Origin of the sequence: Pseudomonas parafulva NBRC 16636 = DSM 17004 (assembly GCF_000730645.1) — a bacterium.
Lineage (GTDB): Bacteria > Pseudomonadota > Gammaproteobacteria > Pseudomonadales > Pseudomonadaceae > Aquipseudomonas > Aquipseudomonas parafulva.
This window is the reverse complement of record NZ_BBIU01000014.1, coordinates 38,550-59,506: the sequence shown is the minus strand read 5'-3', so window position 1 is coordinate 59,506 and position 20,957 is coordinate 38,550. Positions and strand designations below refer to the sequence as shown.

Here is a 20,957-nt window from a genome sequence, read left to right as displayed (position 1 = left end):
AGGGTCGCCGTGCGGCCCTGGGTTTCAAGGCCTGCGCCCAGCCATATGGGCCAGGTAGGCCAACAGTTCATCCAGGTCATGTTCACTCAGCACATCAACGGTAAACCCCGGCATCTTTGCCTGGGGCCAGTGCCGCACGCTTTGCGGGTTGCGGATCAGCATGCGCAGGTAGGCAGGCTGGAAGTATTCCGTCGGGTTGTACGGGGTGTTCAGGTCTGGGCCCACTTGCCCATCACCAGCACCGTTGAGGGTATGGCACACCAGGCAGTTTTGTTGAAACAGGGCAAACCCTCGCTGTTCGGGGCTGTGCGCAGGCAGTTGCGGGTCGGGGAGCAGCGCTGGGAAGCGCGTTTGCACGGGCGCAAGCTTGCGCAGCGTCGCGATCTGGAATGGCCATTGCTCTGGCCGTATGCCACTTGCCTGTGGGTGGGTCCAGACCAGGTAAAACGGCCCGGCACTGCCCTTGCCCTTGCCTAGTGCCGGCCAGGGGCGGGCCGGGTCTTCCACTGCCAACCACGCCCTGGCCGGGCCCTCTTGCAGCAAGGGTGCGGCCGGCATTTCTGCCGCGAAGCCATCGTTTGCAACGGCCTGCAGATGATCATCAGGGCCAATGCCCTCCAGCAATGCGCTCAGGGGCACTGCCCGGTAGTGCATAGGCCGCTTGTACGAGACATCGTGGTCGACCGCAATGGCCTGCGCCTGCGGGTGAGCCAGCAGCGCTTCGCTGCTCCATTGGCGTTCACCGGTGCCTAATTCGAGGTGCAGTTGTGCAGCCCAGACGGGCAGGCCTGCAACCAGTGCAAGCAGGATGAGGCAGTAACGCATGGAAAGCTCCGACCATTGAGGCCGGCAGGTTACCTGTGCCTCGCCCGTTGGCGCCAGCGCTGCGCTCAACCGAACAAACGTGTGAGGTTCGGCAAGATCAGCAGCAAGGTGGTGGCGAAGAGTATGAGCCCGGCCTGGCGAACTTTTGAATGTCTGAACATGGCTGACCGCCTTCTTGTTGTTATTCCTGAATACCCGTTGGCTTCCTTGTCGCGCTTCGGGTCGATCACAGTGGCACCGTGTTGCGGGGTGACTGCTTGCCTCGTGTTACGTGATATACAACCAACAGTAGGGCCTGCGTTATCCATGATCGAGAACCCTTTGTTCTAAGCGGATGCCTGCTGATTATTTCTGGCTATGTAAAGGTCGCTGTGCACCGTCCAATGCTCTGGCTAGACGCCTGCGCGACGCTGCTGCCGGTGACCACCGGTTGTGACCGTTCGTCAGTGCAGCCTACTTGCTTGTACGTGCCTTTCGCGTCACGCTCTACACCTGATCCCCACCCATGTCGTTCAGGACTAACCCTATGTCGTTACGCATCTGCATCCTTGAAACCGATGTTCTGCGACCGGAGCTGACCGCCCAGTACCAGGGCTACGGCAGGATGTTCGAGCAGCTCTTTTCGCGTCAGCCCATCGCGGCACAATTTAGCGTGTACAACGTGATGAACGGCGATTACCCCGCCGACGACGAAGTCTTCGACGCCTACCTTGTGACGGGCAGCAAAGCGGATTCGTTCGGTTCCGATCCCTGGATCCAAACCCTCAAGGCTTACCTGCTGAAGCTGTACGCGCGCGGTGAAAAGTTGCTAGGTGTGTGTTTTGGCCATCAACTGCTGGCCTTGGCCCTGGGGGGCAAGGCCGAGCGGGCGGAGCAGGGCTGGGGTGTGGGTACCCACCGGTACTCGCTGGCGACCCAGCAGCCATGGATGATCCCGCAGGTGCCAGAACTCACCCTGCTCATCAGCCACCAGGACCAGGTGACCGAACTGCCGGAAGGCGCGGCGGTGATCGCATCCAGCGACTTCTGCCCCAATGCGGCTTACCACATCGGCGACCAGGTGCTGTGCTTCCAGGGCCACCCAGAGTTCGTCAACGACTATTCGCGGGCGTTGCTCAATGCGCGCCAGGAACACCTGGGCGATGAGGTGTATGAGCGCGCAATCGCCAGCCTGGCCACCGAGCACCAGGGCGACCTGGTGGGTGAGTGGATGTTGCGGTTTATCCAGCAACCTGTCGGTAAACACGACGCCGCGTAAGGCGCAGGGCCGCGTTGCGGCCCTGGCCACCTCAAAGCCAGCCGGAGCGCTTGAAGCTGGCGTACAACCCCACGCAACCCAAGCCGATCACCCCCAGCACAGTGAAGTAGCCGTAGTGCCAGTTCAGCTCGGGCATGTTCTGGAAGTTCATCCCGTAGATGCCTGCAATGGCCGTAGGGAAGGCCAAAATGGCCGCCCAGGCGGCGAACTTGCGTTGCACGATGCTCTGGCGTGACGACTCCAGCAGCATGCCGATCTCGATGGTCTGGCTGGCGATGTCGCGGATACTCGACAAGTCTTCCATCTGCCGCGTCACGTGAATTTGCACGTCGCGAAAGTACGGGCGCATGTTCTTGTCGATGAAGGGGAAACTCAGCCGTTGGAGTTCCTCGCTTATTTCCACCATCGGCGCCACATAGCGGCGCAGGCGCAGGATATCCCGGCGCAGGCTGTGCAGGCGGCGTATGTCGTTTTCCTGCAGCGAACCGCCCAGCACGCTTTGCTCCAGGGTTTCGATCTCGGCGTGGATGGCTTCGCTCACCGGCTGGTAGTTCTCGGTCACGAAATCCAGCAGCGCATACAGCACGAAGTCTTCGCCATGTTCCAGCAGCAGCGGCCTGGCCTCGCAGCGCTGGCGCACCAGGGCATAGGATTTCGAATGGCCGTTGCGGCAGGTGATGATGTAGCCGTTGCCGGCAAAAATATGGGTTTCGATGAATTCCAGCCGCCCCTGGTGGCGTACCGGCGAGTAGGTGACGATGAACAGGGCATCGCCAAAGGTTTCCAGCTTGGGCCGGCTGTGCTTTTCCAGGGCATCTTCGATGGCCAGTTCATGCAGGTTGAACTGGCGTTGCAGGTTGGCCAGTTCTTCGGCGTTGGGTTCCTCCAGGCCAATCCACACGAAATGGCCCGGCTTGCGGGCCCATTCGCTGCCTTCATCGATGCTGATGTTGGTGACCTTTCTGCCGGCGGTGTACACCGCCGATGCCACGACTCGCCCCATGGTTGCCCGCTTATTCCGGTTGAACACGGGCTACAGCTTGGTCCTTCCCCGCCCAGAGAGCAACCAAGCTCAGGGCTGTTCGGCTTCCATGTGGTCGATGCATTGCTGCATCTGCGCACGGCATTGCTCGATGAGTGCGGGGAGGTCCTGCTGGGTCATGCCCGCGGTGGCGATGGGGGGCAGTGAGCGCACGCTGACCGTGCGCGGGTGCCAGCTGTTGAGGTCAAGGCGCCGGGCGTAGCGGCTGACGCACACCGGCACGATCGGCACGCCTGCCGCAATCGCCATGTGGAACGCGCCTTTCTTGAAGGCCAGCAACGTGTCGCCGGGGTTGCGCGTGCCTTCAGGGAAGATCCAGATGGACGTGCCGTTCTGCAGTACGCGGGTGGTCTTTTGCAGGGCCTTGCGCGCCTGGTAGGCGTTTTTGCGGTCGACCAGCACGTTGCCGCCCAGCCAGAACAACTGGCCGAACAACTGGATCCAGCCCAGGCTTTTCTTGCCGATGGCAACGGTACGCTGCGGTACCACCTGGCCCAGCACAAAAAGGTCGAAGTTGGATTGGTGGTTGGCGACGATGACGCAGCCAGGCGGCTGGTCCCACAGCGGGCCCACCTCCGCCTTGACCTTGACGCGCATCAGCCAAGTGGCTGGCACGCTGTAAAGGCGTGCGAACACCCGGCTGTTGGCGGGGTTGAACGGGCGGCACAGGCCAATGATCAGGCCGATGGCACCCACGGCCAGAAAATGCAGGCCCAGCAGGAACATGCGAACACAGTAGAGCATGGTACGACTCACACCAGACAGTCGCCCGTCAGTGTACGGCTGTGCACTGGCTGGGGCAAACAGAGGCGGTCAGCCCATGTGATGCTGGTCCAGCTCGATAGCCTTCTCCAGCGCATCCAGCAGCCCTTTGCGTACCTTGAGCTTGGTGTTCTTGTGGGCCAGCATGTTCAGCTTCTTGAGTTCGCGTGCAGCGGCCAGGGCGGCGTCGTGCAGTTGTTCGGCGGGCACCACCTTGTCGAGGAAGCCGGCATCCACCGCGCCCTGTGGGTCGAACACTTCGGCGTTGATCACCGACCGGTGGAAGGCCGAGCGGCGCAGGCGGTCCCGGGCCAGTTCGATGCCCGCATGGTGCATGGTCATGCCGATCTGCACTTCGTTCAGGCAGACCTTGTAGGGGCCTTCGACGCCGATGCGGTAGTCGGCCGACAGCAGCAGGAAGGCGCCTTTGGCCACGGCATTGCCCGGGCACGCCACCACGACGGGGAAGGGGTGCGACAGCAGGCGGTGGGAGAGGGTGGAACCGGCAGTGACCAGGCTGATGGCTTCTTTGGGGCCGCTGGTCATCACCTTGAGGTCGTACCCGCCAGACAGAATGCCGGGCTGGCCGGTAATGATCACCACGGCGCGTGCTTCGGTGGCACGGTCCAGGGCCTCGTTGAAGGCGGCGATCACCTGCGGTGAGATGGCGTTGACCTTGCCGTTGTTCAGGGTCAGGGTGACGATGCCGTCTTCGGCGTGGTAGGTAATCAGCTCGCTCATGGCGCAGTCCTGTTGTTGGCGTGGCGATGACGTTACCCAGCGCCGAGGGCCAGGTAAAGCAGCAAGGCTGACTGGCCAGTCAGCCCTTGCCGGGCTTCTGATGCAAATACATGAAAAATTTGAAAAAAATGCTTGCCAAAGAAAAGACCTTCCACTAAATTAGCGCGCCTCGACAGGCTGAAAGGCTTGAAGGGAAAACGGTGAAGTGTCCGAGTGGTCGAAGGAGCACGCCTGGAAAGTGTGTATACGAGAAATCGTATCAAGGGTTCAAATCCCTTCTTCACCGCCACATTCTACGAAGAGCCCCCGCGCTGAAAAGCCCGGGGGCTTTTTGTTACTGGCTGTTTTGTGAGGGCTGGAGGAGGGCGGTGAAACCCGCCCCCAATCCTGTAGGAGCCGGTTTACCGGCGAACACCGGCGCAGCCGGTGCCATCCCCACTCATCCAGTGCCTTGGTATCAAAAGCTAACCGTCGCCGCCAGCCGGGCGGTGCGCGGCGCACCCTGGAACAGGTAATTGTCCCCCAGGTAATCCCCCACATCGCGCCAGTAACGCTTGTCGAACAGGTTGTCCACCGTCAGCCGCAGCACCGTGTCATACCCACCCACCTGTGTGCGGTAGCGGCCACCGAGGTCGAACACGGCGTACCCGCCCACCTTCACGTCGCCGTTTTTGCTGGCCGCCTTACTGGCGCTGTAGCGCCCGCCGCCCAGCAGCGCCAGCCCCGGCACCGGCAGGTTGTACTCCCCATACAGGGCCGCCCGGAACCTGGGTACGTTGATCGCCTGGTGGCCTTCATAGGCCTCAGTGCCGCTGCCCTGCACCCGCGCGCGAATGGCGGCTGCGCTGGCCTGCACCTGCAGGTTGGACGTAAGCCAGCCAGTGGCCCCCAGCTCCAGCCCGGTATTCTTCTGCTGGCCTTGCTGCACGTAGGTGAAGCTGCCGCCGCCGTCGGGCCTTGCGTACTGGTAGGCCTGGCGTATCTGGAACAAGGCAGCGCTCAGGCTCAGGCCTTGCCAGTCGTGCTTCACGCCCACCTCCAGCTGGCGCGACAGGGTTGGGGCAAGTATCTCGGCAGCATTGCTGGCGAACCACGGCGCTGTGCCGCCGGCAGAAAGGCCTTTGGTATAGCTGGCGTATAGGGTGGTATCCGGCTGCGGTTTGTAGATAAGCGCCGCATTGGGCAGCAACTGGTACTGCTGGGTGTGACGCCCGGCAACACCGTCCTGGTCCCAGGTTCGTTCGTCCAGGCGTACTTCGCGGGCGCCCAGCACGGTTTGCCAGGCCTCACTGAAATGGATGCGGTCGGTGACGAACAGCCCGTACTGGCGGCTGTCCAGGCGCCGCTGGCTGGCGCCCACCGGGTTGCTCGATGGCGCCAGGGCCGGGGCACCGGTGGCGATGTTGCCGGTACCCAGCCACGCGTTGTAATAGGGCCGCTGGTCCTGGGTACGGCGCTGGGCGCTGGTGCCGAGGGTCAGCTCGTGGCCCACGCCCAGCGCATCGAAGTGCCCATCCACGGTGGCCTGCACTTCATCAATACGGCGCGTGTCATCGGGGCTGCGGAAGTCGTAGATGTCGTAGTCGCCAGTGCCGGAGAAGAACGCACCTTCGCTCGAGCCCCAGGCAAAGGCACTGTAGTCGTCGATGATCGCTTTGCTGCGGGACCCGCTGAGCGTGGCGGCCCATGCGTCGCTGAAGCGGTACTCAAAGCGCCCGCCCAGGTTCAGAGAGTCGTTCTGTACCGGTTTGGCCCAGCCCTGATAGGCCAGGCGGTCATGGGGGTCTATGCCATGGGGCACTTCGCGGCCACCCAGTAGCTGATAGCCCGGCACCGAGCGTTGTTCGCGGTGCTGGTATTCCGCATCGAGCTGCAAGGTGGCAGCAGGGCTGAGCTGCCAGTCGAACGCCAGCGAGGCAAAGTCCCGCTTGCCGTCGGCGTGCTCCACATACGAGCCGATGGTCTCGTGCGCCAGGTTGGCACGCAGGCCGAACTGCCGCTCGCTGCCGAACCAGCCGCCAAGGTCGGTGGCCAGGTAGCGCCCACCCTGGTCGGTGCCGGCCAGCGTGACGCTGTGCACCGCTTCAGGCCGCTTGGTCACATAATTGATCAGGCCCCCGGGTGCGGACACACCGCTCTGCAGGCCAGACAACCCCTTCAATAGCTCTACCTGCTGCTTGTTTTCCAGCGCCACATTCTGCTCGCCGACCACGGTCTGGCCGTTGACGCGGTAGCTGCTGGCAGCATTGAGCTCAAAGCCTCGTACATTGAAGTTTTCGTAGTAGCCCACCGGCGCATAGCTTTCGCCCACAGCGGCGTCACCTTGCAGCACTTCGCTGAGCAGGCGCACCTGGCGGTCTTCCAGCATTTGCTGGCTGAATACGCTGATCGAAGCGGGGGTATCCAGTGTCGGGCCCGGCTGGAAGCCGCCTACCGCGGCCTGGGTTGCCTGGTAGCTGCCTGCGGCATACGTATCGGACACCTGCACCGGCGCCAGCTCCAGGCTGCCCTGGCCGAGGGCGTTGGGGCACTGCAAGGCCAGGCCCAGGCTGAGCAGGCTGAAGGGCAGGCGAGGGTTGCACGCAGGCATGTCGAGGTTCCTGAAGGCCAAGAAAAAGGCGGCATCTTAGCAGCCGCCTTCGGCCCGAAGCGATCAGTGCGCGCCGTTGGGGTCAGGCCATGGCTGGCGTTGCGCGGCGGGCCAGGCCCCACACCAGCAGCGCCAAGGTGCCAATCGCCAGCCCTGCCACCACGATGCCCGGCCAGCCATGGTGCTGGAACAGCTGTGTACCCAGCAGCGAGCCCAAGGCGCCGCCAATGAAGTAGCAGGTGATATACCCCGCATTAAGCCGCGTACGGGCCTCGGGCCGCAGGGCGATAACGGCATTCTGGTTGCTGACGTGCACCAGTTGCACCGCCAGGTCCAGCATCAGCACCCCCAGCAGCAACGCCACCAGCGACTGCTGGGCGAACCCCAGTGGTACCCAGGACAGCAACAGCACCACCAGGCCTACGGTGGTGCCCAGCGCCCCTTTGCCATGGTCTGCCAGGCGGCCCGCCCAGTTGGCCGACAACGCGCCCGCGGCCCCCGCCAGCCCGAACAGGCCGATCACCGCGTCGGAATAATGGTAGGGCTCGCTGGCCAGCAGGAACGCCAGCGGCGTCCAGAACAACGCAAACAGGCTGAATGCCAGCAACCCCAGCAGCGAACGCAGGCGCAGTACCGGCTCCTGGGCAAACAGCCTGAACACCGAGCCGATCAGCGCCGGGTACTTCAGCCCGGCATGGCTGTGGTGTTGTGGCAGGTTGCGGTGCAGGGCCAGTGCAGTAATAGCCATCAGTACGGCGGCCAGCACATAGATGCTGCGCCAGCCACCCAGTTCGGCCATGAAGCCGGCTGCGGTGCGTGCCAGCAGAATGCCCAGCAACAGGCCGCTCATCAGCGTCCCGACCGCGCGCCCCCTGAGGTTGGGCGCGCTGAGGGACGCGGCCATGGGCACCAGGATTTGCGCCACCACCGAGAACAGCCCGGTAAGCGTGGTACCCAGAATCAGCCAGGGCAGGCTCGGGGCGCACGCACTGATGATCAGCCCAAGGGTTGCGATGGCGGTCATCACGGTAATCAGGCGGCGCTGCTCGAACAGGTCGCCCAAGGGCGCCAACAACAGCAGGCCGGCGCCGTAGCTCAGCTGCGCGGCGATGACGATGCTGCCGGCAGCCGCGGTGCTCAGGCCGAACTGTTCGGCAATGCTGTGCAGCAACGGCTGGGCGTAGTAGTTGCTGGCCACGGCCAGGCCGGTGGCGGTGGCCATCAGCAGGATCAGGGCGCGGCTGAGGGTGGGGTTGGTCATACGGGTCTCTTGGCGGGCAGTGTAAACAAAGGTGGCTATGGGCAGGCGTCGTAGCTCAGGTGGCGGCGACGATCACCAGGGTGTGTGCGGCAAGCGTCACTTCATCGTCAACGCGTTTGCCGATCAGTTGCTGGCCCAGCGGCGAGCGAGGGGTGATCACGGTGGTTGCCTGGGTGCCGTCGGCAATCTTCAAACCAGCGGCTGCGGGGCCCAGAAACAGCTGCTGCCGGGCTCCCTTTTCATCCTCTAGGGTGATCAGGTTGCTCACCTGAATGCCACGGTGCGGGTCGTAGTCGCGCAGCAGCAGTTGTTGGTAGCCGAGCAGCGCCTGGCGGATCTCGGCGCTGCGGCGCGCCTGGCCGGTAGCCAGGTATGAAGCTTCCAGGCCCAGTGTGTCGTACTTGTTCTCGGCAACGTTTTCTTCGGCTGTTGCCGTTTCGTAGGCGGTTTGCGCGGCGCGGGTCAGCACGTCCAGGTCACGCTCGAGGGTGGCAACGATCTGTGCCAGTAAAAGCGGCTTGTTCATGATCAGTAGCAGAACTCCAGCACATTGGCCTGGCTTTTGTCGGTGGGCGCCGTGCGGTTCTGTTGCAGCCAGAACTGACACTTGGGGCTGTCGAGGTTGCGCGGGTCGCCCTGGGCGGCTTCTGCCGCCTGTTTCTGCACCCCCTTTTTATACTGCTCGAACATGCGCGCTTGGGAGTCTTCGGCAGCCGCTGACGGGGGCGCTGTATGCGGGGCGCTGGTAGTGGCGGCCTCGTCCAATGGCCGTGGCGCCTCTGGCCATATGAATGACGCAGCCCAGATGCTTAGTGCAATGGCGCCAGCGCCAAGCCACAGGCCTACCGCGACGCTGAGTATCAAAGGCAGAGGCCTGAGGGTAATCCTCAATTCGCGGGGGCGGGGCATGGCAGTCTCCTGTGCATCAGAATGGGCGCATTGTCGCATGGGCAGGGTAATAATCCGCGACGGTGCTTTCGTTGGCCTTAGTTTATGCGCAGAATTCGCACTTTTGGGCATGGGCGAGGGCGGGGCGCGTGAAAGCCACCTGGGATATCTTCTGCACGGTCGTCGACAACTATGGCGATATCGGCGTCACCTGGCGCCTGGCTCGCCAGTTGGTTGCCGAGCACGGGGTGGCCGTGCGCCTGTGGGTGGATGACCTGCGGGCATTCGTGCCGTTGTGCCCCGGGGCCGACCTGGGCGCAGCCCGGCAAATGCAACAGGGGGTCGAGGTGCTTCACTGGCCGGCCGAGTGGGCGCCCGCGGGTACGGCGGACGTGGTGATTGCCGCGTTCGGTTGCCGCTTGCCTGACGCCTATGTCGAAGCCTTGTGCAGCCGCCCGGCCCCAGCCTTGTGGCTGAACCTGGAATACCTCAGCGCCGAAGAATGGGTCGAGGGCTGCCATGGCTTGCCGTCCCCCAAACCCAATGGGTTGCGCACCGTGTTTTACTTCCCCGGGTTTACCGAGCGTACGGGCGGGCTGCTGCGTGAGGCCGGTTTGCTGGCCCGCCGCGTGGCGTTCGAGGCCGACCCTGCCCAGCGCGCCGGGCACCTTGCCAGGCTTGGGGTACAGCCCCAGGCCGGCGCCGCACTGATTTCGCTGTTCGCCTACGAAAACCCGCAACTGGGCGGCTGGCTGGACGCCCTGGCCAGCGCGGCCAACCCCAGCCACATGCTGGTGCCCCAGGGCCGCATCGTGCCTGAGCTCTGCGCCTGGCTGAATGAGCCAGAACTGGCGGTAGGCGCCATTCACCAGCGTGGCACGTTGACCGTGCAGGTGTTGCCTTTCGTCAGCCAGGACGATTACGACCGCTTGCTGTGGTGCTGCGATTTCAACGCCGTGCGCGGCGAAGATTCGTTCGTGCGCGCCCAGTGGGCCGGGCGGCCCATGCTGTGGCACATCTACGTGCAGGAAGAGAACGCCCACTGGGAAAAACTCGAGGCGTTCCTGGCGATTTACCGCAAAGGCCTGTCGGAGCCTGCCGCGCACGCGCTGCTGACCCTGTGGCGGGCCTGGAACATGCATCAGGACATGGACGCCGCCTGGCGCGGGTTCATGGTGCACTGGCCGGAACTGCAGGCCCACGCCCGCCAATGGTGTGCAAAACAGGCCGCCCAGCCGGACCTTGCCATGACGCTGGTACAGTTTTACCGAAATTGGCTATGATATGCGGCCTCGATTTTTATAAATCCATCCAGATTCGGATACTGCGTAATGAAAACTGGTAAAGAACTGAAGCCCGGCACCGTACTGCGGATCGATAACGACCCGTGGCTGGTACAAAAAGCCGAATTCACCAAGTCGGGTCGCAACAGCGCGATCATGAAGACCAAGCTGAAGAACCTGCTGACCGGCTACAAGACCGAAACCGTGTACGGTGCGGACGACAAGCTGGACGACGTGATCCTGGATCGCAAAGAAGCGACCCTGTCGTTCATCAGCGGTGACTCGTACACCTTCATGGACACCACCGACTACACCATGTACGAGCTGAACGCCGAGGACATCGAAGCCGTTCTGCCGTTCATCGAAGAAGGCATGGAAGACGTCTGCGAAGCCGTGTTCTTCGAAGGCCGCCTGGTATCGGTTGAACTGCCGACCACCATCAGCCGCCAAGTGGTCTACACCGAGAACGCTGCACGTGGCGACACCTCGGGCAAGGTCATGAAGCCTGCCAAGCTAAAGAACGGTACCGAACTGCAGGTTGCCGACTTCATCAACATCGACGAGTGGATCGACATCGACACTCGCGAAGGTGGCGTGTACAAAGGCCGTTCCAAGAAGTAAGCCTTCTTGCGTAACGCAAAAACCCGGCGCTTGCCGGGTTTTTTTGTGCATGCTGAAAGCTGTGCCCGCTACAGGCTCTTGTGCAGTCGGTCGCGCAACTCCAGCAAGTCTTGCTGCAATTTCTGCAACCCTTCAGGTGTGCGCCCGCTGGCTTCGAGGATACGTTGCGGCACCTCCTTGGCCTGTTCCTGCAACGCACGCCCTTTGTCGGTCAGCTGCACCATCACAACCCGCTCATCCTCCCGGCTGCGGGTGCGCTTGAGCAGGCCTTCGCTTTCCAGGCGTTTGAGTAAAGGGGTGAGTGAGCCTGGGTCGGTCAGCAGGTGCTGGCTGATCTCTCCTACCGTCAGCCCATCATGTTCCCACAGCACCAGCATGGCCAGGTATTGGGGGTAGGTGAGGTTGAGGGCTTGGAGCAGCGGCTTGTAGACCTTCGTCATCAGCAACGAGGTGGAGTGCAGGGCGAAGCAGACCTGGTTGTCCAGGAGCAGCTCGGCGCCAGTGGCTTTGGTGTCGGCGTTCATGCAGGTCCTTGAATTCGTCGAATAAGAATCTCGCACGCTGATGGTTGGTGCGCTCACTACCAGCGTCATTCACTGCGCAGCGCCCGCGGCCCGGCTGGGACGAGGGTCAAGCGGCTCTTGAAGAATTCGAGCAGCAATACGCCAGCAGAGTTCGTTTCAAATTCACGACACTGCGTATTTGCGTTCCCCTGCCGCCTTGCAGTCGCTAGCATGGCCGGCTTCATAGCGTGATGAAGCGGAGCCAGGATGATCGAGTGGGTGTTGTATGCGGTGCTGGGCGCAGGCCTGGGCACTGTGGGTGGGCTGTTCGGGATTGGCGGCGGGTTGATCGCCATTCCGGCGCTTGGCGTGCTGTTTGGCCTGGACCAGCAGCTGGCCCAGGGCACAGCGTTGGTGATGGTGGTGCCGAACGTGCTGCTGGCGCTATGGCGTTACCACCAGCGCAACCGTATCGAGCTGCGCCATGCCCTGCCGCTGTCGTTGTGCAGCTTCGTATTCGCCTGGTTAGGGTCAATCTGGGCGGTTGGGCTGGATGCTCACTCGATGCGGCTGGGCTTCGTCGGCTTTCTCATCGCGCTGGCGCTCTGGAATATCGCACGCCTGTTCATGAAGGTGGCGCCAGCCAGCGCCGAAATGCGCCACCCTTGGCCCTGGCTGGGTGTGCTGGGCAGTTTTGCCGGGACCATGGGTGGGCTGTTCGGCGTCGGCGGCGCGGTAGTGGCTACGCCAGTGCTCACCAGCGTGTTCGGCACTACCCAGGTGGTGGCACAGGGGCTATCACTGGCGCTGGCGGCGCCCAGTACCTTGGTCACACTGGTGACCTACGGCGTGCACCACAGTGTGGACTGGGCAGTGGGCATCCCGTTGGCGGTGGGCGGATTGCTCAGCATCAGCTGGGGCGTAAAACTGGCCCACGCATTACCCGAAAAAGTGCTGCGTGGCATGTTCTGCGTGTTCCTGGTGGTGTGCGCCATCATGCTGGGCTTCGAGCTGTAGCCGGTGGCGGCTACTTGAAGCCTTCGATGATGTAGTCGGCCATGCAGTCGGTAATGGGCGATGCAACGCTCGGGCTGCGCACCAGCATCACGTTGGCCAGGGGCAGCTGCGGCAACCCCTCGTTTTCGCCAAGGATGCGCATGTTGCCGCCGATCAGGCTCTGCAGCTGGGCAGTCACCGCCAGGCCAGCAGTCACCACGGCAAAGATCGCCGACAGGCTGGGGCTGGTGTAGGCGACCCGGTAGTCGATGCCCTGTGCCTCCAGGGCGTTGCAGGTCCAGGCGCGGCAGAAGCATTCGGTGTTGAACAATGCCAGGGGCATGGGCCGCTGCTCCTGGGGGCAGAAGCCTTCGGCCGCGGCCCACACCAGCCGCTCCTGGCGCAACAGCTGGCCCACTTCGTTACCGGGCTCGCGGGTAACGATGGTCAGGTCCAGGTCCTGGCGCTGCATCAGTTGCCTGGACGTGTCGCAATGCACCTCCACCTGTACCAGCGGGTAGGCCTTGGCGAAGCTCGACAGAATGCTCGGCAGAAAGCGCATGGCGTAGTCATCCGGCGTGCCGATGCGCACCACCCCGACCATGTGCGGCATCCGCAAGGTATTGAACACTTCCCCGTGCAGCTTGAGTATGCGGCGGGCGTAGCCCAGCAGTACCTGGCCTTCGGCGGTAAGCCGCACCTGCCGGCCGTCGCGCTCGAACAGCTGGCGCTGCAGAATGTCTTCTTCCAGGCGTTTCATCTGCATGCTTACAGCAGACTGTGTGCGGTTGACCACTTCCCCTGCGCGGGTGAAGCCGCCCTGGTCGGCGATGGCCACGAAGGTGCGCAGTACATCTGCATCAAGGCTCTGGTACTGGGACATTGCATCAATCTCCGAGATGCTTTGCATAAGAAACATTCGTTGGATTGATCTTAAGCCCGGCGCGAGACTGAAGCCATCGACACGGAGGGCTTCACGATGAAAGGTAACTACAGCACCATCCCGGCACCGGCCTCTTCATTCAAGCACCTGTTGCGTGCAGCCCTGCAGCGCCCCTCGCGCTGGCTGGAACTGCATCGCCAGCGCCGGCAACTGGCCAGCCTCAGCGACGCAACGCTGCACGACCTGGGGCTAAGCCGTGCAGATATCCACCAGGAAAGCGAGCGGCACTTCTGGGACGACCCGTTGCACAAGTGAAGCGTGGCCGGTCAGCGCCTTACCTGTTTCAAGGTTTCGGCGATCAGGAATGCCAGCTCCAGTGACTGGTCGGCGTTCATGCGCGGGTCGCAATGGGTGTGATAGCGGTCCGACAGGCCATCTTCGGTGATCGGGCGCGCACCCCCGATGCATTCGGTGACGTTCTGCCCGGTCATTTCGATATGGATGCCGCCTGCATGGCTGCCTTCGGCTTGGTGCACCTGAAAGAACTGCTTCACCTCATCGAGGATCTGCGCAAAATCGCGGGTCTTGTAACCGCTGCTGGCCTTGATGGTATTGCCGTGCATCGGGTCGGAGCTCCACAGCACCTTGCGCCCCTCGCGCTCCACGGCGCGGATCAGCCCCGGCAGGTGGTCACCCACCTTGCCTGCGCCCATGCGCACGATCAGGTTCAGGCGGCCCGGATCGTTGGCCGGGTTGAGGATGTCGATGAGGCGCAGCAGGGCTTCGGGGTCCATGCTCGGCCCCACCTTCACCCCGATCGGGTTGTGCACACCGCGCAGGAATTCCACGTGGGCACCGTCCAGTTGCCGAGTACGGTCGCCGATCCACAGCATGTGTGCCGAGCAGTCGTAATAATCGCCGGTCAGGCTGTCCTGGCGCACGAACGCTTCTTCATAGTTGAGCAGCAGCGCTTCGTGCGCGGTGAAGAAGCTGGTTTCGCGCAGTTGGGGGGCAGTGTCCAGGCCGCAGGCGCGCATGAAAGCCAGGGTTTCGTCGATGCGGTTGGCCAGCTGGTGGTACTTGTCGGCCAATGCCGAGTTGGCGATGAAGTCCAGGTTCCACTTGTGCACCTGGTGCAGGTCGGCAAAACCGCCCTGGGCGAAGGCGCGCAGCAGGTTCAGGCTAGCGGTGGCCTGGTGGTAGGCCTGCAGCAAACGCTCAGGGTCGGGGATGCGGCTTTTTGCATCAAACCCGATACCGTTGACGATATCGCCACGGTAGGCGGGCAGGGTGACGTTGCCAATGGTCTCGTCGCCGGCCGAGCGCGGCTTGGCGAACTGGCCTGCCATGCGGCCTACCTTAACCACCGGGCAGCCGGCCGCGAAGGTCATGACAATGGCCATCTGCAACAGCACCTTGAAGGTGTCGCGAATTTTGGCCGCCGAGAACTCGGCGAAGCTTTCTGCACAGTCCCCGCCCTGTAACAGGAAGGCACGCCCTTCGGTCACCTCGGCGAACTGGCGCCGCAATTCACGTGCCTCACCGGCGAACACCAGGGGAGGGTAGCTGGCCAGGGTCTGCTCGACCTTGAGCAGGTGCGCGGCATCGGGGTAGGTCGGTTGCTGCTGGATCGGCAGTGCGCGCCAGCTGGCAGGGCTCCACGGTTGGTTCATGTCAGGCTCGGTCATGTAGGTTGCAGGCTTGACGCCATGTTAACAGTTGGCGCTGCGCTTGTTGCAGCGAGGGTGTTGGCGGACAATGCCCTTTTGCGCGGGTGGGTGTGGAACATGGAGGCGGAACGTCAGGAGCGGCTGCTGGCACGTGTGGAGGATGCCTTCGGCGTCATCAGCGTGTACGAGGTGGATGACTACCGCTTTCTGGAATTCGGGGATGCCATCGAGCAGAGCTGTGTGTTCACTGCCGACCCCAGCTGGCTGGAGTACGACTATACCCGTGCCATGCTGGTGGGCGCGTTGTGCCATGAGCAGCCCGAGAGCGCGCTGTTTCTTGGCCTGGGCGCCGGTACGCTGACCCAGGCGTGCATGAAATTTTTGCCGCTGGAGGACATCGAGGCCATCGAGCTGCGCCCGGACGTGCCGCGCCTGGCCATGCAGCACTTGGGCCTGGATGACGACCCGCGGCTTTATGTGCGCATCGGCGATGCGCTGGAGCTGCTGCCCACTGCCGAGCAGGCCGACCTGGTGTTCGTTGACCTGTACACCGACCATGGGCCGGGCGTGGGGCACCTGGCGTGGGGGTTTCTTGAGCGTTGCCAGCAGCAGCTCAACCCCGGTGGCTGGCTGGTGATCAACCAATGGGCCACCGACGATGGCAAGCCGCTGGGGGCGGCGCTGCTGAGGGGGTTGTACCATCGCCATTACTGGGAGCTGCCAGTGAAGGAGGGCAACGTGATATTGCTGGTGCCGGCAGACTTGGACCAGGCGCTTGACCTCGACAGCCTGCGCGCCCGCGCCGAAGCCCTGGCGCCGCGCCTGGGCTATAGCCTTGACGGGTTGATCCGCGAGATTCGCCCGGCCACCTGAAACCTGCGCCGCGTTTTTCGCGGGTAAATCGGATCGCCGCACCGCCGCTCCCACAGGGATCGGGCCAGCATCCAGATTTTGTGGAGGACAGATACTTCCAAACGTTGGGCTGTCCCTGTGGGAGCGGCGGTGCGGCGATCCGATTTACCCGCGAAGAGGCCAGCGCAATACGCCGAAGGGAATCGATTCAGCCCTCTGCTGCCCCATGGCCCGGCAATACCACTGCATGCTGAAAAAATTCCTCACGTAGTGCGCTATTTCGGGTATAGTACGCGCCGGTCTTTTAGCGGACCTCAAAATCAGGCGGTGCAAATCCTCCGAGTCCAGCTTCGGCTGCACGTCCGCTAGGCGGACCTTCCCACGTATTCTTTTTCAATCGTTTTCGCAAATCCCCGCCGCCAAAGCTGCCTGGGTGACCTGTCGGTCTTTCATGGCTTGTGCAGCTTTGGAGCATGGGTCTTTGCGGATGCACCTAGAGGCAGACCCATGACCCAGGAAACCGGCGGCTTCGCCGCTCTCGATCTCAATCCGAACATTGTTGCTGCTGTGGTAGCTACCGGCTATGAAGAGCCGTCCGCCATTCAGCAACAATCGATCCCGATCATCCTCGCCGGTCACGACATGATCGGCCAGGCGCAGACGGGCACCGGCAAGACCGCTGCCTTCGCCCTGCCGATCCTCAACAAGATCGATGTGAGCAAGCGCGAACCGCAAGCCCTGATCCTGGCGCCAACCCGTGAGTTGGCGCTGCAAGTTGCTACCGCTTTCGAAACCTACGCCAAGCAGATGCCTGGCGTGAACGTGGTTGCCGTGTACGGTGGTGCCCCGATGGGTCCACAGCTGCGCGCAATCCGCAACGGCGCGCAAATCGTCGTGGCCACCCCGGGCCGCCTGTGCGACCACCTGCGTCGTGACGAGAAAGTCCTGTCGACCGTTCAGTACCTGGTACTGGACGAAGCCGACGAGATGCTCAAGCTGGGCTTCATGGACGACCTCGAAGTGATCTTCGATGCCATCCCGGCTACCCGTCAGACCGTGCTGTTCTCCGCCACCCTGCCGTCGTCGATCCGCTCGATCGCCGAGCGTCACCTGCGCGAACCCAAGCACGTCAAGATCCAGACCAAGACCCAGACCGTCACCGCGATCGACCAGGCTCACCTGATGGTGCACGCCGACCAGAAGATCCCGGCAGTGCTGCGTTTGCTGGAAGTGGAAGAGTTCGACGCGCTGATCGCCTTCGTGCGCACCAAGCAAGCCACCCTGGACCTGGCCGCTGCGCTGGAAGCCAAGGGCTACAAGGCTGCCGCGCTGAACGGCGACATCGCCCAGAACCAGCGTGAGCGCGTCATCGACTCGCTCAAGGATGGCCGCCTGGACATCGTCGTGGCCACCGACGTCGCGGCCCGTGGCCTGGACGTACCGCGCATCACTCACGTGTTCAACGTTGACATGCCGTACGACCCAGAGTCCTACGTTCACCGTATCGGCCGTACTGGCCGTGCCGGTCGCGATGGCCGTGCCCTGCTGCTGGTCACCCCGCGTGAGCGCCGCATGCTGCAGGTGATCGAGCGCGTGACCGGGCAGAAGGTTGCCGAAGCGCGTCTGCCTAACGCCCAGGCCGTGCTGGATGCCCGCATCAAGAAGCTGACCACCAGCCTGGCACCGCTGGTTGCCGAGGCAGAAGCCACCCACGGTGAGCTGTTTGACCGCCTGACCACCGACCTGGGCTGCAGCGCCCGCGCCCTGGCTTCTGCGCTGCTGCGCAAGGCCACCAACGGCCAGGCACTGGACCTGGCGGCTGTAGAGCGCGAGCAACCGCTGGTACCGAGCTTCGCGCCACGGGGTGAGCGTACCGAGCGCGGTGAGCGCAGCGACCGTGGTGAACGCGGCGAGCGCGAGCGCCGTGCACCGCTGCCACTGGCCGAAGGCCGTGTGCGTTGCCGTACTGCCCTGGGTGCCCGTGATGGTATCGCCGCCAAGAACCTGCTGGGTGCGATCCTGAACGAAGGTGGCCTGGCGCGTGATGCCATCGGCCGCATCCAGGTGCGTGACAGCTTCAGCCTGGTCGAGCTGCCGGAAGACGGCCTCGAGAAGCTGCTGGCCAAGCTCAAGGATACCCGCGTAGCCGGCAAGCAGCTGAAGCTGCGTCGCTACCGCGAAGATTGATCCTGGTGCTGTGATAAATCCCCGACTTGGTTCGGGGATTTTTTTTGCATGCGGTGGGGGTCAACCGAACCGGTAAATGTCCATGCCCAGGGCCCCCAGGGTGAAGCCTTGGTGCACCACCTTGAACTCGCCCCCTGCGCCAAGGGCGAAGAACAGGGGCAGCAAGTGTTCGTCACTGGGGTGGTTGCGTTGGGCGAATGGCGCCTGCTGGCGGTAGCCCAGCAATGCAGGTTGGTCATCAGCCTCCAACTTTTGCACCACCCAATCCCGAAACGCCAACGCCCAGGGCGCGATCACCTCGGGCCCGGCGTGCCAGTCCAGCTCGCCCAGGTTGTGGGTGATGCTGCCTGAGCCCACCAGCAGCACGCCTTCCTCACACAGGCGCGACAGTGCCTGCCCCACCTTGACCTGCAAAGCCGGCCCGCCATGGCTGGGCAGCGACACCTGAACCACCGGAATGCGTGCATCGGGGTACATCAGCGACAGGGGTACCCAGGCGCCATGGTCGAACGGGCGCTGTGCGTCCCGTTGTGCTGGTAGCCCGGCTGCTTCCAGCAAGGCACAGGCTGTGTCTGCGAGCTCAGGTGCGCCTGGCGCGGGGTACTGCACGGCATACAATGCCGGTGGAAACCCATGGAAGTCGTGCCAGGTTTCTGGTTGTGAACTGGCAGTGACCAGCAGCCCGCGGCTTTCCCAGTGCGCCGAAACCACCACAATGGCCTTCGGCCGTGGCAGCGCGTTGGCAAGGCCGGCCAGCGCCGGCCCGCTGGCGCCGGGTTGCAGGGCAAGCATGGGTGACCCATGGGAAATGAACAGGCTAGGGAGCATGGCGGGGTCCTGAGGGGTAAGATGCAATCATCTTCGACCAACTTCAGATCGAATTCCAAACCAAGTTTTACCGGTAAACCATCTAAAAACTGGGAGTGATCATGGAGCCAGCTTTCTGGCAGCAACGCTGGGCGAACAATCAGATCGGCTTTCATCAAGCGCAGGTGAACCCGTACCTGCAGGCGTTCTGGCCGGGCCTGCAGTTAAGGCCCGGTAGCCGTGTACTGGTACCGCTGTGTGGCAAGAGCCTCGACCTTGCCTGGTTGGCAGGGCAGGGCCATGAGGTGATGGGCGTGGAGCTGTCACGCCAGGCAGTGCAGGCATTTTTTGACGAGCATGGGCTGCAGCCGCAGGTGCGGCAGCACAATGGCTTTGAAGTGTGGAGCAATGCAGGGATCGAGTTGTGGTGCGGGGATTTCTTTGCGCTGCAGGCCCAGGACGTTCAGGGCTGTGCAGCGTTTTATGATCGCGCCGCACTGATTGCCCTGCCGGTTGCCATGCGCACGGCCTACCTGCAGGCGCTTTCGGCGCTGTTGCCGGAAAGCTGTCGTGGCTTGGTCGTGACCTTGGATTACGACCAGTCGTTGCTGGGCGGCCCACCGTTCTCGGTGGGGGATGACGAGTTGCGGCAGGGGTTTGCTGGCTGGCAGGTGGAAGCGTTGGAACAGGCTGAGGTGATTGAGGGGAACCCCAAGTTTCAGCAGGCCGGGGTGCCGAGTCTGCTTGAGCGGGTGTACGAGGTCAGCAGGTAATGCTGGGTTGCCTGTGCCGGCCCATTCGTGGGTGAACCCGCTCCCACAGGGTGGACGAATGGGCCGGCACTGGCGCAACAAAAAGGGCGACCGTAGTCGCCCTCAATGCATTGGCTGCTGGATCAGCCGCGACGGCGCAGGGCGTCGATGCGATCTTCCAGGGGTGGGTGGCTCATCAGCAACCCGGCCAGGCCTTGTTTGAGGCCGCCATTGATGCCGAAGGCCTTCATGGTATCGGGCATGTGCACTGGCAGGCCTTGCTCCACACGCAGGCGCTGCAGCGCGCCGATCATTGCAGAAGTGCCGGCCAGGTTAGCACCGGCCTCGTCGGCACGGTATTCGCGGCGGCGCGAGAACCACATCACGATGATGCTGGCCAGAATGCCCAGCACCAGCTCTGCAACGATGGTGGCCACATAGTAGGCAATGCCCTGGCCCTCTTCGTTCTTGAAGATCACCTTGTCGACGAAGTTGCCGATGATACGGGCGAAGAACATCACGAAGGTGTTCACCACGCCCTGCACCAGCGCCAGGGTGACCATGTCGCCATTGGCGACGTGGCCGATTTCGTGGGCCAGTACGGCACGCACTTCATCAGGCGAGAAACGCTCCAGCAAGCCCTGGGACACGGCCACCAGGGCGTCGTTACGGTTCCAGCCGGTGGCGAAGGCGTTGGCCTCGTAAGCCGGGAAGATACCCACCTCGGGCATCTTGATACCGGCCTCGCGGGACAGCTCTTCGACCGTTTGCAGCAGCCACTGCTCGTGACGGGTGCGCGGCTGGCTGATGATTTGCGTGCCGGTAGACATCTTCGCCATCCACTTGGAGATGAACAGCGAAACGAGGGAGCCGGCAAAGCCGAAGACTGCACAGAACACCAGCAAGCTGCTGAGGTTCAGGTCAACCCCATTGGCGGCCATGAACCCGTTGAAACCGAACAGGCTCAGAGTAATGCTTGCAACCAGCACCACCGCAAGGTTGGTGGCCACAAACAACAGAATGCGCATCATGGTTG

The 20,957-nt window shown here is 63.0% G+C and carries 21 protein-coding genes and 1 tRNA gene; 9 read left to right on the top strand and 13 right to left on the bottom strand.

The window, feature by feature from the left end:
- Positions 1 to 24: 24 nt before the first annotated feature.
- Positions 25 to 825, bottom strand: coding sequence for a cytochrome c (locus tag PPA02S_RS10810; RefSeq protein WP_028634760.1), 801 nt, complete (start codon positions 823 to 825; stop codon positions 25 to 27).
- A 526-nt stretch (positions 826 to 1,351) separates the two neighbouring features.
- On the opposite strand from PPA02S_RS10810, the gene PPA02S_RS10805 reads away from it, so the two are divergent.
- The gene (locus PPA02S_RS10805; protein WP_028634761.1) at positions 1,352 to 2,083 is read left to right on the top strand and encodes an amidotransferase; all 732 of its coding nucleotides are present in this window, start codon (positions 1,352 to 1,354) and stop codon (positions 2,081 to 2,083) included.
- A 31-nt stretch (positions 2,084 to 2,114) separates the two neighbouring features.
- Here the strand turns inward: PPA02S_RS10805 and PPA02S_RS10800 are convergent, their stop codons facing one another.
- From PPA02S_RS10800 to PPA02S_RS10790, 3 genes are all read right to left on the bottom strand, one after another.
- Positions 2,115 to 3,086, bottom strand: coding sequence for a magnesium and cobalt transport protein CorA (locus PPA02S_RS10800; RefSeq protein WP_028634762.1), 972 nt, complete (start codon positions 3,084 to 3,086; stop codon positions 2,115 to 2,117).
- 69 nt (positions 3,087 to 3,155) lie between these two features.
- The gene (locus PPA02S_RS10795) at positions 3,156 to 3,869 is read right to left on the bottom strand and encodes a lysophospholipid acyltransferase family protein (protein WP_028634763.1); all 714 of its coding nucleotides are present in this window, start codon (positions 3,867 to 3,869) and stop codon (positions 3,156 to 3,158) included.
- A 69-nt stretch (positions 3,870 to 3,938) separates the two neighbouring features.
- Positions 3,939 to 4,628, bottom strand: coding sequence for a crotonase/enoyl-CoA hydratase family protein (locus PPA02S_RS10790; RefSeq protein ID WP_028634764.1), 690 nt, complete (start codon positions 4,626 to 4,628; stop codon positions 3,939 to 3,941).
- Positions 4,629 to 4,827: 199 nt separating this feature from the next.
- Between PPA02S_RS10790 and PPA02S_RS10785 the strand changes: the two genes are divergently transcribed.
- A tRNA-Ser gene (locus tag PPA02S_RS10785) sits at positions 4,828 to 4,917 on the top strand.
- A 168-nt stretch (positions 4,918 to 5,085) separates the two neighbouring features.
- Here the strand turns inward: PPA02S_RS10785 and PPA02S_RS10780 are convergent.
- The 4 genes from PPA02S_RS10780 to PPA02S_RS10765 all read right to left on the bottom strand — a co-directional run bounded on the left by PPA02S_RS10780 (position 5,086) and on the right by PPA02S_RS10765 (position 9,388).
- Complete coding sequence (locus PPA02S_RS10780) at positions 5,086 to 7,218, bottom strand: TonB-dependent siderophore receptor (RefSeq protein WP_028634765.1); 2,133 nt, start codon at positions 7,216 to 7,218, stop codon at positions 5,086 to 5,088.
- Positions 7,219 to 7,300: 82 nt separating this feature from the next.
- The gene (locus tag PPA02S_RS10775) at positions 7,301 to 8,479 is read right to left on the bottom strand and encodes an MFS transporter (protein ID WP_028634766.1); all 1,179 of its coding nucleotides are present in this window, start codon (positions 8,477 to 8,479) and stop codon (positions 7,301 to 7,303) included.
- A gap of 55 nt (positions 8,480 to 8,534) precedes the next feature.
- Complete coding sequence (locus PPA02S_RS10770; protein WP_028634767.1) at positions 8,535 to 9,005, bottom strand: GreA/GreB family elongation factor; 471 nt, start codon at positions 9,003 to 9,005, stop codon at positions 8,535 to 8,537.
- Positions 9,006 to 9,007: 2 nt separating this feature from the next.
- Positions 9,008 to 9,388: a hypothetical protein gene (locus PPA02S_RS10765; protein WP_028634768.1), complete on the bottom strand. Its 381-nt coding sequence runs from the start codon at positions 9,386 to 9,388 to the stop codon at positions 9,008 to 9,010.
- 128 nt (positions 9,389 to 9,516) lie between these two features.
- On the opposite strand from PPA02S_RS10765, the gene earP reads away from it, so the two are divergent.
- Both earP and PPA02S_RS10755 read left to right on the top strand, forming a co-directional pair.
- Positions 9,517 to 10,650, top strand: coding sequence for an elongation factor P maturation arginine rhamnosyltransferase EarP (earP, locus tag PPA02S_RS10760; protein ID WP_028634769.1), 1,134 nt, complete (start codon positions 9,517 to 9,519; stop codon positions 10,648 to 10,650).
- Between the two features lie 48 nt (positions 10,651 to 10,698).
- On the top strand, positions 10,699 to 11,271 hold the full coding sequence (locus PPA02S_RS10755) for an elongation factor P (RefSeq protein ID WP_028634770.1): 573 nt from the start codon (positions 10,699 to 10,701) through the stop codon (positions 11,269 to 11,271).
- A gap of 68 nt (positions 11,272 to 11,339) precedes the next feature.
- Here PPA02S_RS10755 and PPA02S_RS10750 read toward each other — a convergent pair whose 3' ends face one another.
- Positions 11,340 to 11,795 (bottom strand): MarR family winged helix-turn-helix transcriptional regulator, encoded by a 456-nt coding sequence (locus tag PPA02S_RS10750; protein WP_028634771.1) that lies wholly within the window; start codon positions 11,793 to 11,795, stop codon positions 11,340 to 11,342.
- 246 nt (positions 11,796 to 12,041) lie between these two features.
- Between PPA02S_RS10750 and PPA02S_RS10745 the strand changes: the two genes are divergently transcribed.
- Positions 12,042 to 12,791 carry a sulfite exporter TauE/SafE family protein gene (locus tag PPA02S_RS10745; RefSeq protein WP_028634772.1) on the top strand — a complete coding sequence of 250 codons (750 nt, stop codon included), beginning with the start codon at positions 12,042 to 12,044 and terminating at the stop codon, positions 12,789 to 12,791.
- Between the two features lie 10 nt (positions 12,792 to 12,801).
- On the opposite strand, the gene PPA02S_RS10740 is transcribed toward PPA02S_RS10745, so the two are convergent.
- Positions 12,802 to 13,653 (bottom strand): LysR substrate-binding domain-containing protein, encoded by an 852-nt coding sequence (locus tag PPA02S_RS10740; protein ID WP_042141622.1) that lies wholly within the window; start codon positions 13,651 to 13,653, stop codon positions 12,802 to 12,804.
- A 96-nt stretch (positions 13,654 to 13,749) separates the two neighbouring features.
- Between PPA02S_RS10740 and PPA02S_RS10735 the strand changes: the two genes are divergently transcribed.
- Positions 13,750 to 13,968, top strand: coding sequence for a DUF1127 domain-containing protein (locus tag PPA02S_RS10735; protein ID WP_028634774.1), 219 nt, complete (start codon positions 13,750 to 13,752; stop codon positions 13,966 to 13,968).
- Between the two features lie 11 nt (positions 13,969 to 13,979).
- Here the strand turns inward: PPA02S_RS10735 and PPA02S_RS10730 are convergent, their stop codons facing one another.
- Positions 13,980 to 15,326 carry a class II 3-deoxy-7-phosphoheptulonate synthase gene (locus PPA02S_RS10730; RefSeq protein WP_028634775.1) on the bottom strand — a complete coding sequence of 449 codons (1,347 nt, stop codon included), beginning with the start codon at positions 15,324 to 15,326 and terminating at the stop codon, positions 13,980 to 13,982.
- A gap of 114 nt (positions 15,327 to 15,440) precedes the next feature.
- Between PPA02S_RS10730 and PPA02S_RS10725 the strand changes: the two genes are divergently transcribed.
- Both PPA02S_RS10725 and PPA02S_RS10720 read left to right on the top strand, forming a co-directional pair.
- Positions 15,441 to 16,196, top strand: a complete 756-nt coding sequence (locus PPA02S_RS10725) for a spermidine synthase (RefSeq protein WP_028634776.1) — start codon at positions 15,441 to 15,443, stop codon at positions 16,194 to 16,196.
- A 486-nt stretch (positions 16,197 to 16,682) separates the two neighbouring features.
- Positions 16,683 to 18,362 carry a DEAD/DEAH box helicase gene (locus PPA02S_RS10720; RefSeq protein ID WP_028634777.1) on the top strand — a complete coding sequence of 560 codons (1,680 nt, stop codon included), beginning with the start codon at positions 16,683 to 16,685 and terminating at the stop codon, positions 18,360 to 18,362.
- 60 nt (positions 18,363 to 18,422) lie between these two features.
- Here PPA02S_RS10720 and PPA02S_RS10715 read toward each other — a convergent pair whose 3' ends face one another.
- Entirely contained in the window at positions 18,423 to 19,190 is a 768-nt protein-coding gene (locus PPA02S_RS10715) for a DODA-type extradiol aromatic ring-opening family dioxygenase (RefSeq protein ID WP_028634778.1), read from the bottom strand.
- A 101-nt stretch (positions 19,191 to 19,291) separates the two neighbouring features.
- Between PPA02S_RS10715 and PPA02S_RS10710 the strand changes: the two genes are divergently transcribed.
- Positions 19,292 to 19,942, top strand: coding sequence for a thiopurine S-methyltransferase (locus tag PPA02S_RS10710; protein ID WP_028634779.1), 651 nt, complete (start codon positions 19,292 to 19,294; stop codon positions 19,940 to 19,942).
- A gap of 122 nt (positions 19,943 to 20,064) precedes the next feature.
- Here PPA02S_RS10710 and htpX read toward each other — a convergent pair whose 3' ends face one another.
- Complete coding sequence (gene htpX / locus PPA02S_RS10705) at positions 20,065 to 20,952, bottom strand: protease HtpX (RefSeq protein ID WP_028634780.1); 888 nt, start codon at positions 20,950 to 20,952, stop codon at positions 20,065 to 20,067.
- Positions 20,953 to 20,957: the final 5 nt, after the last annotated feature.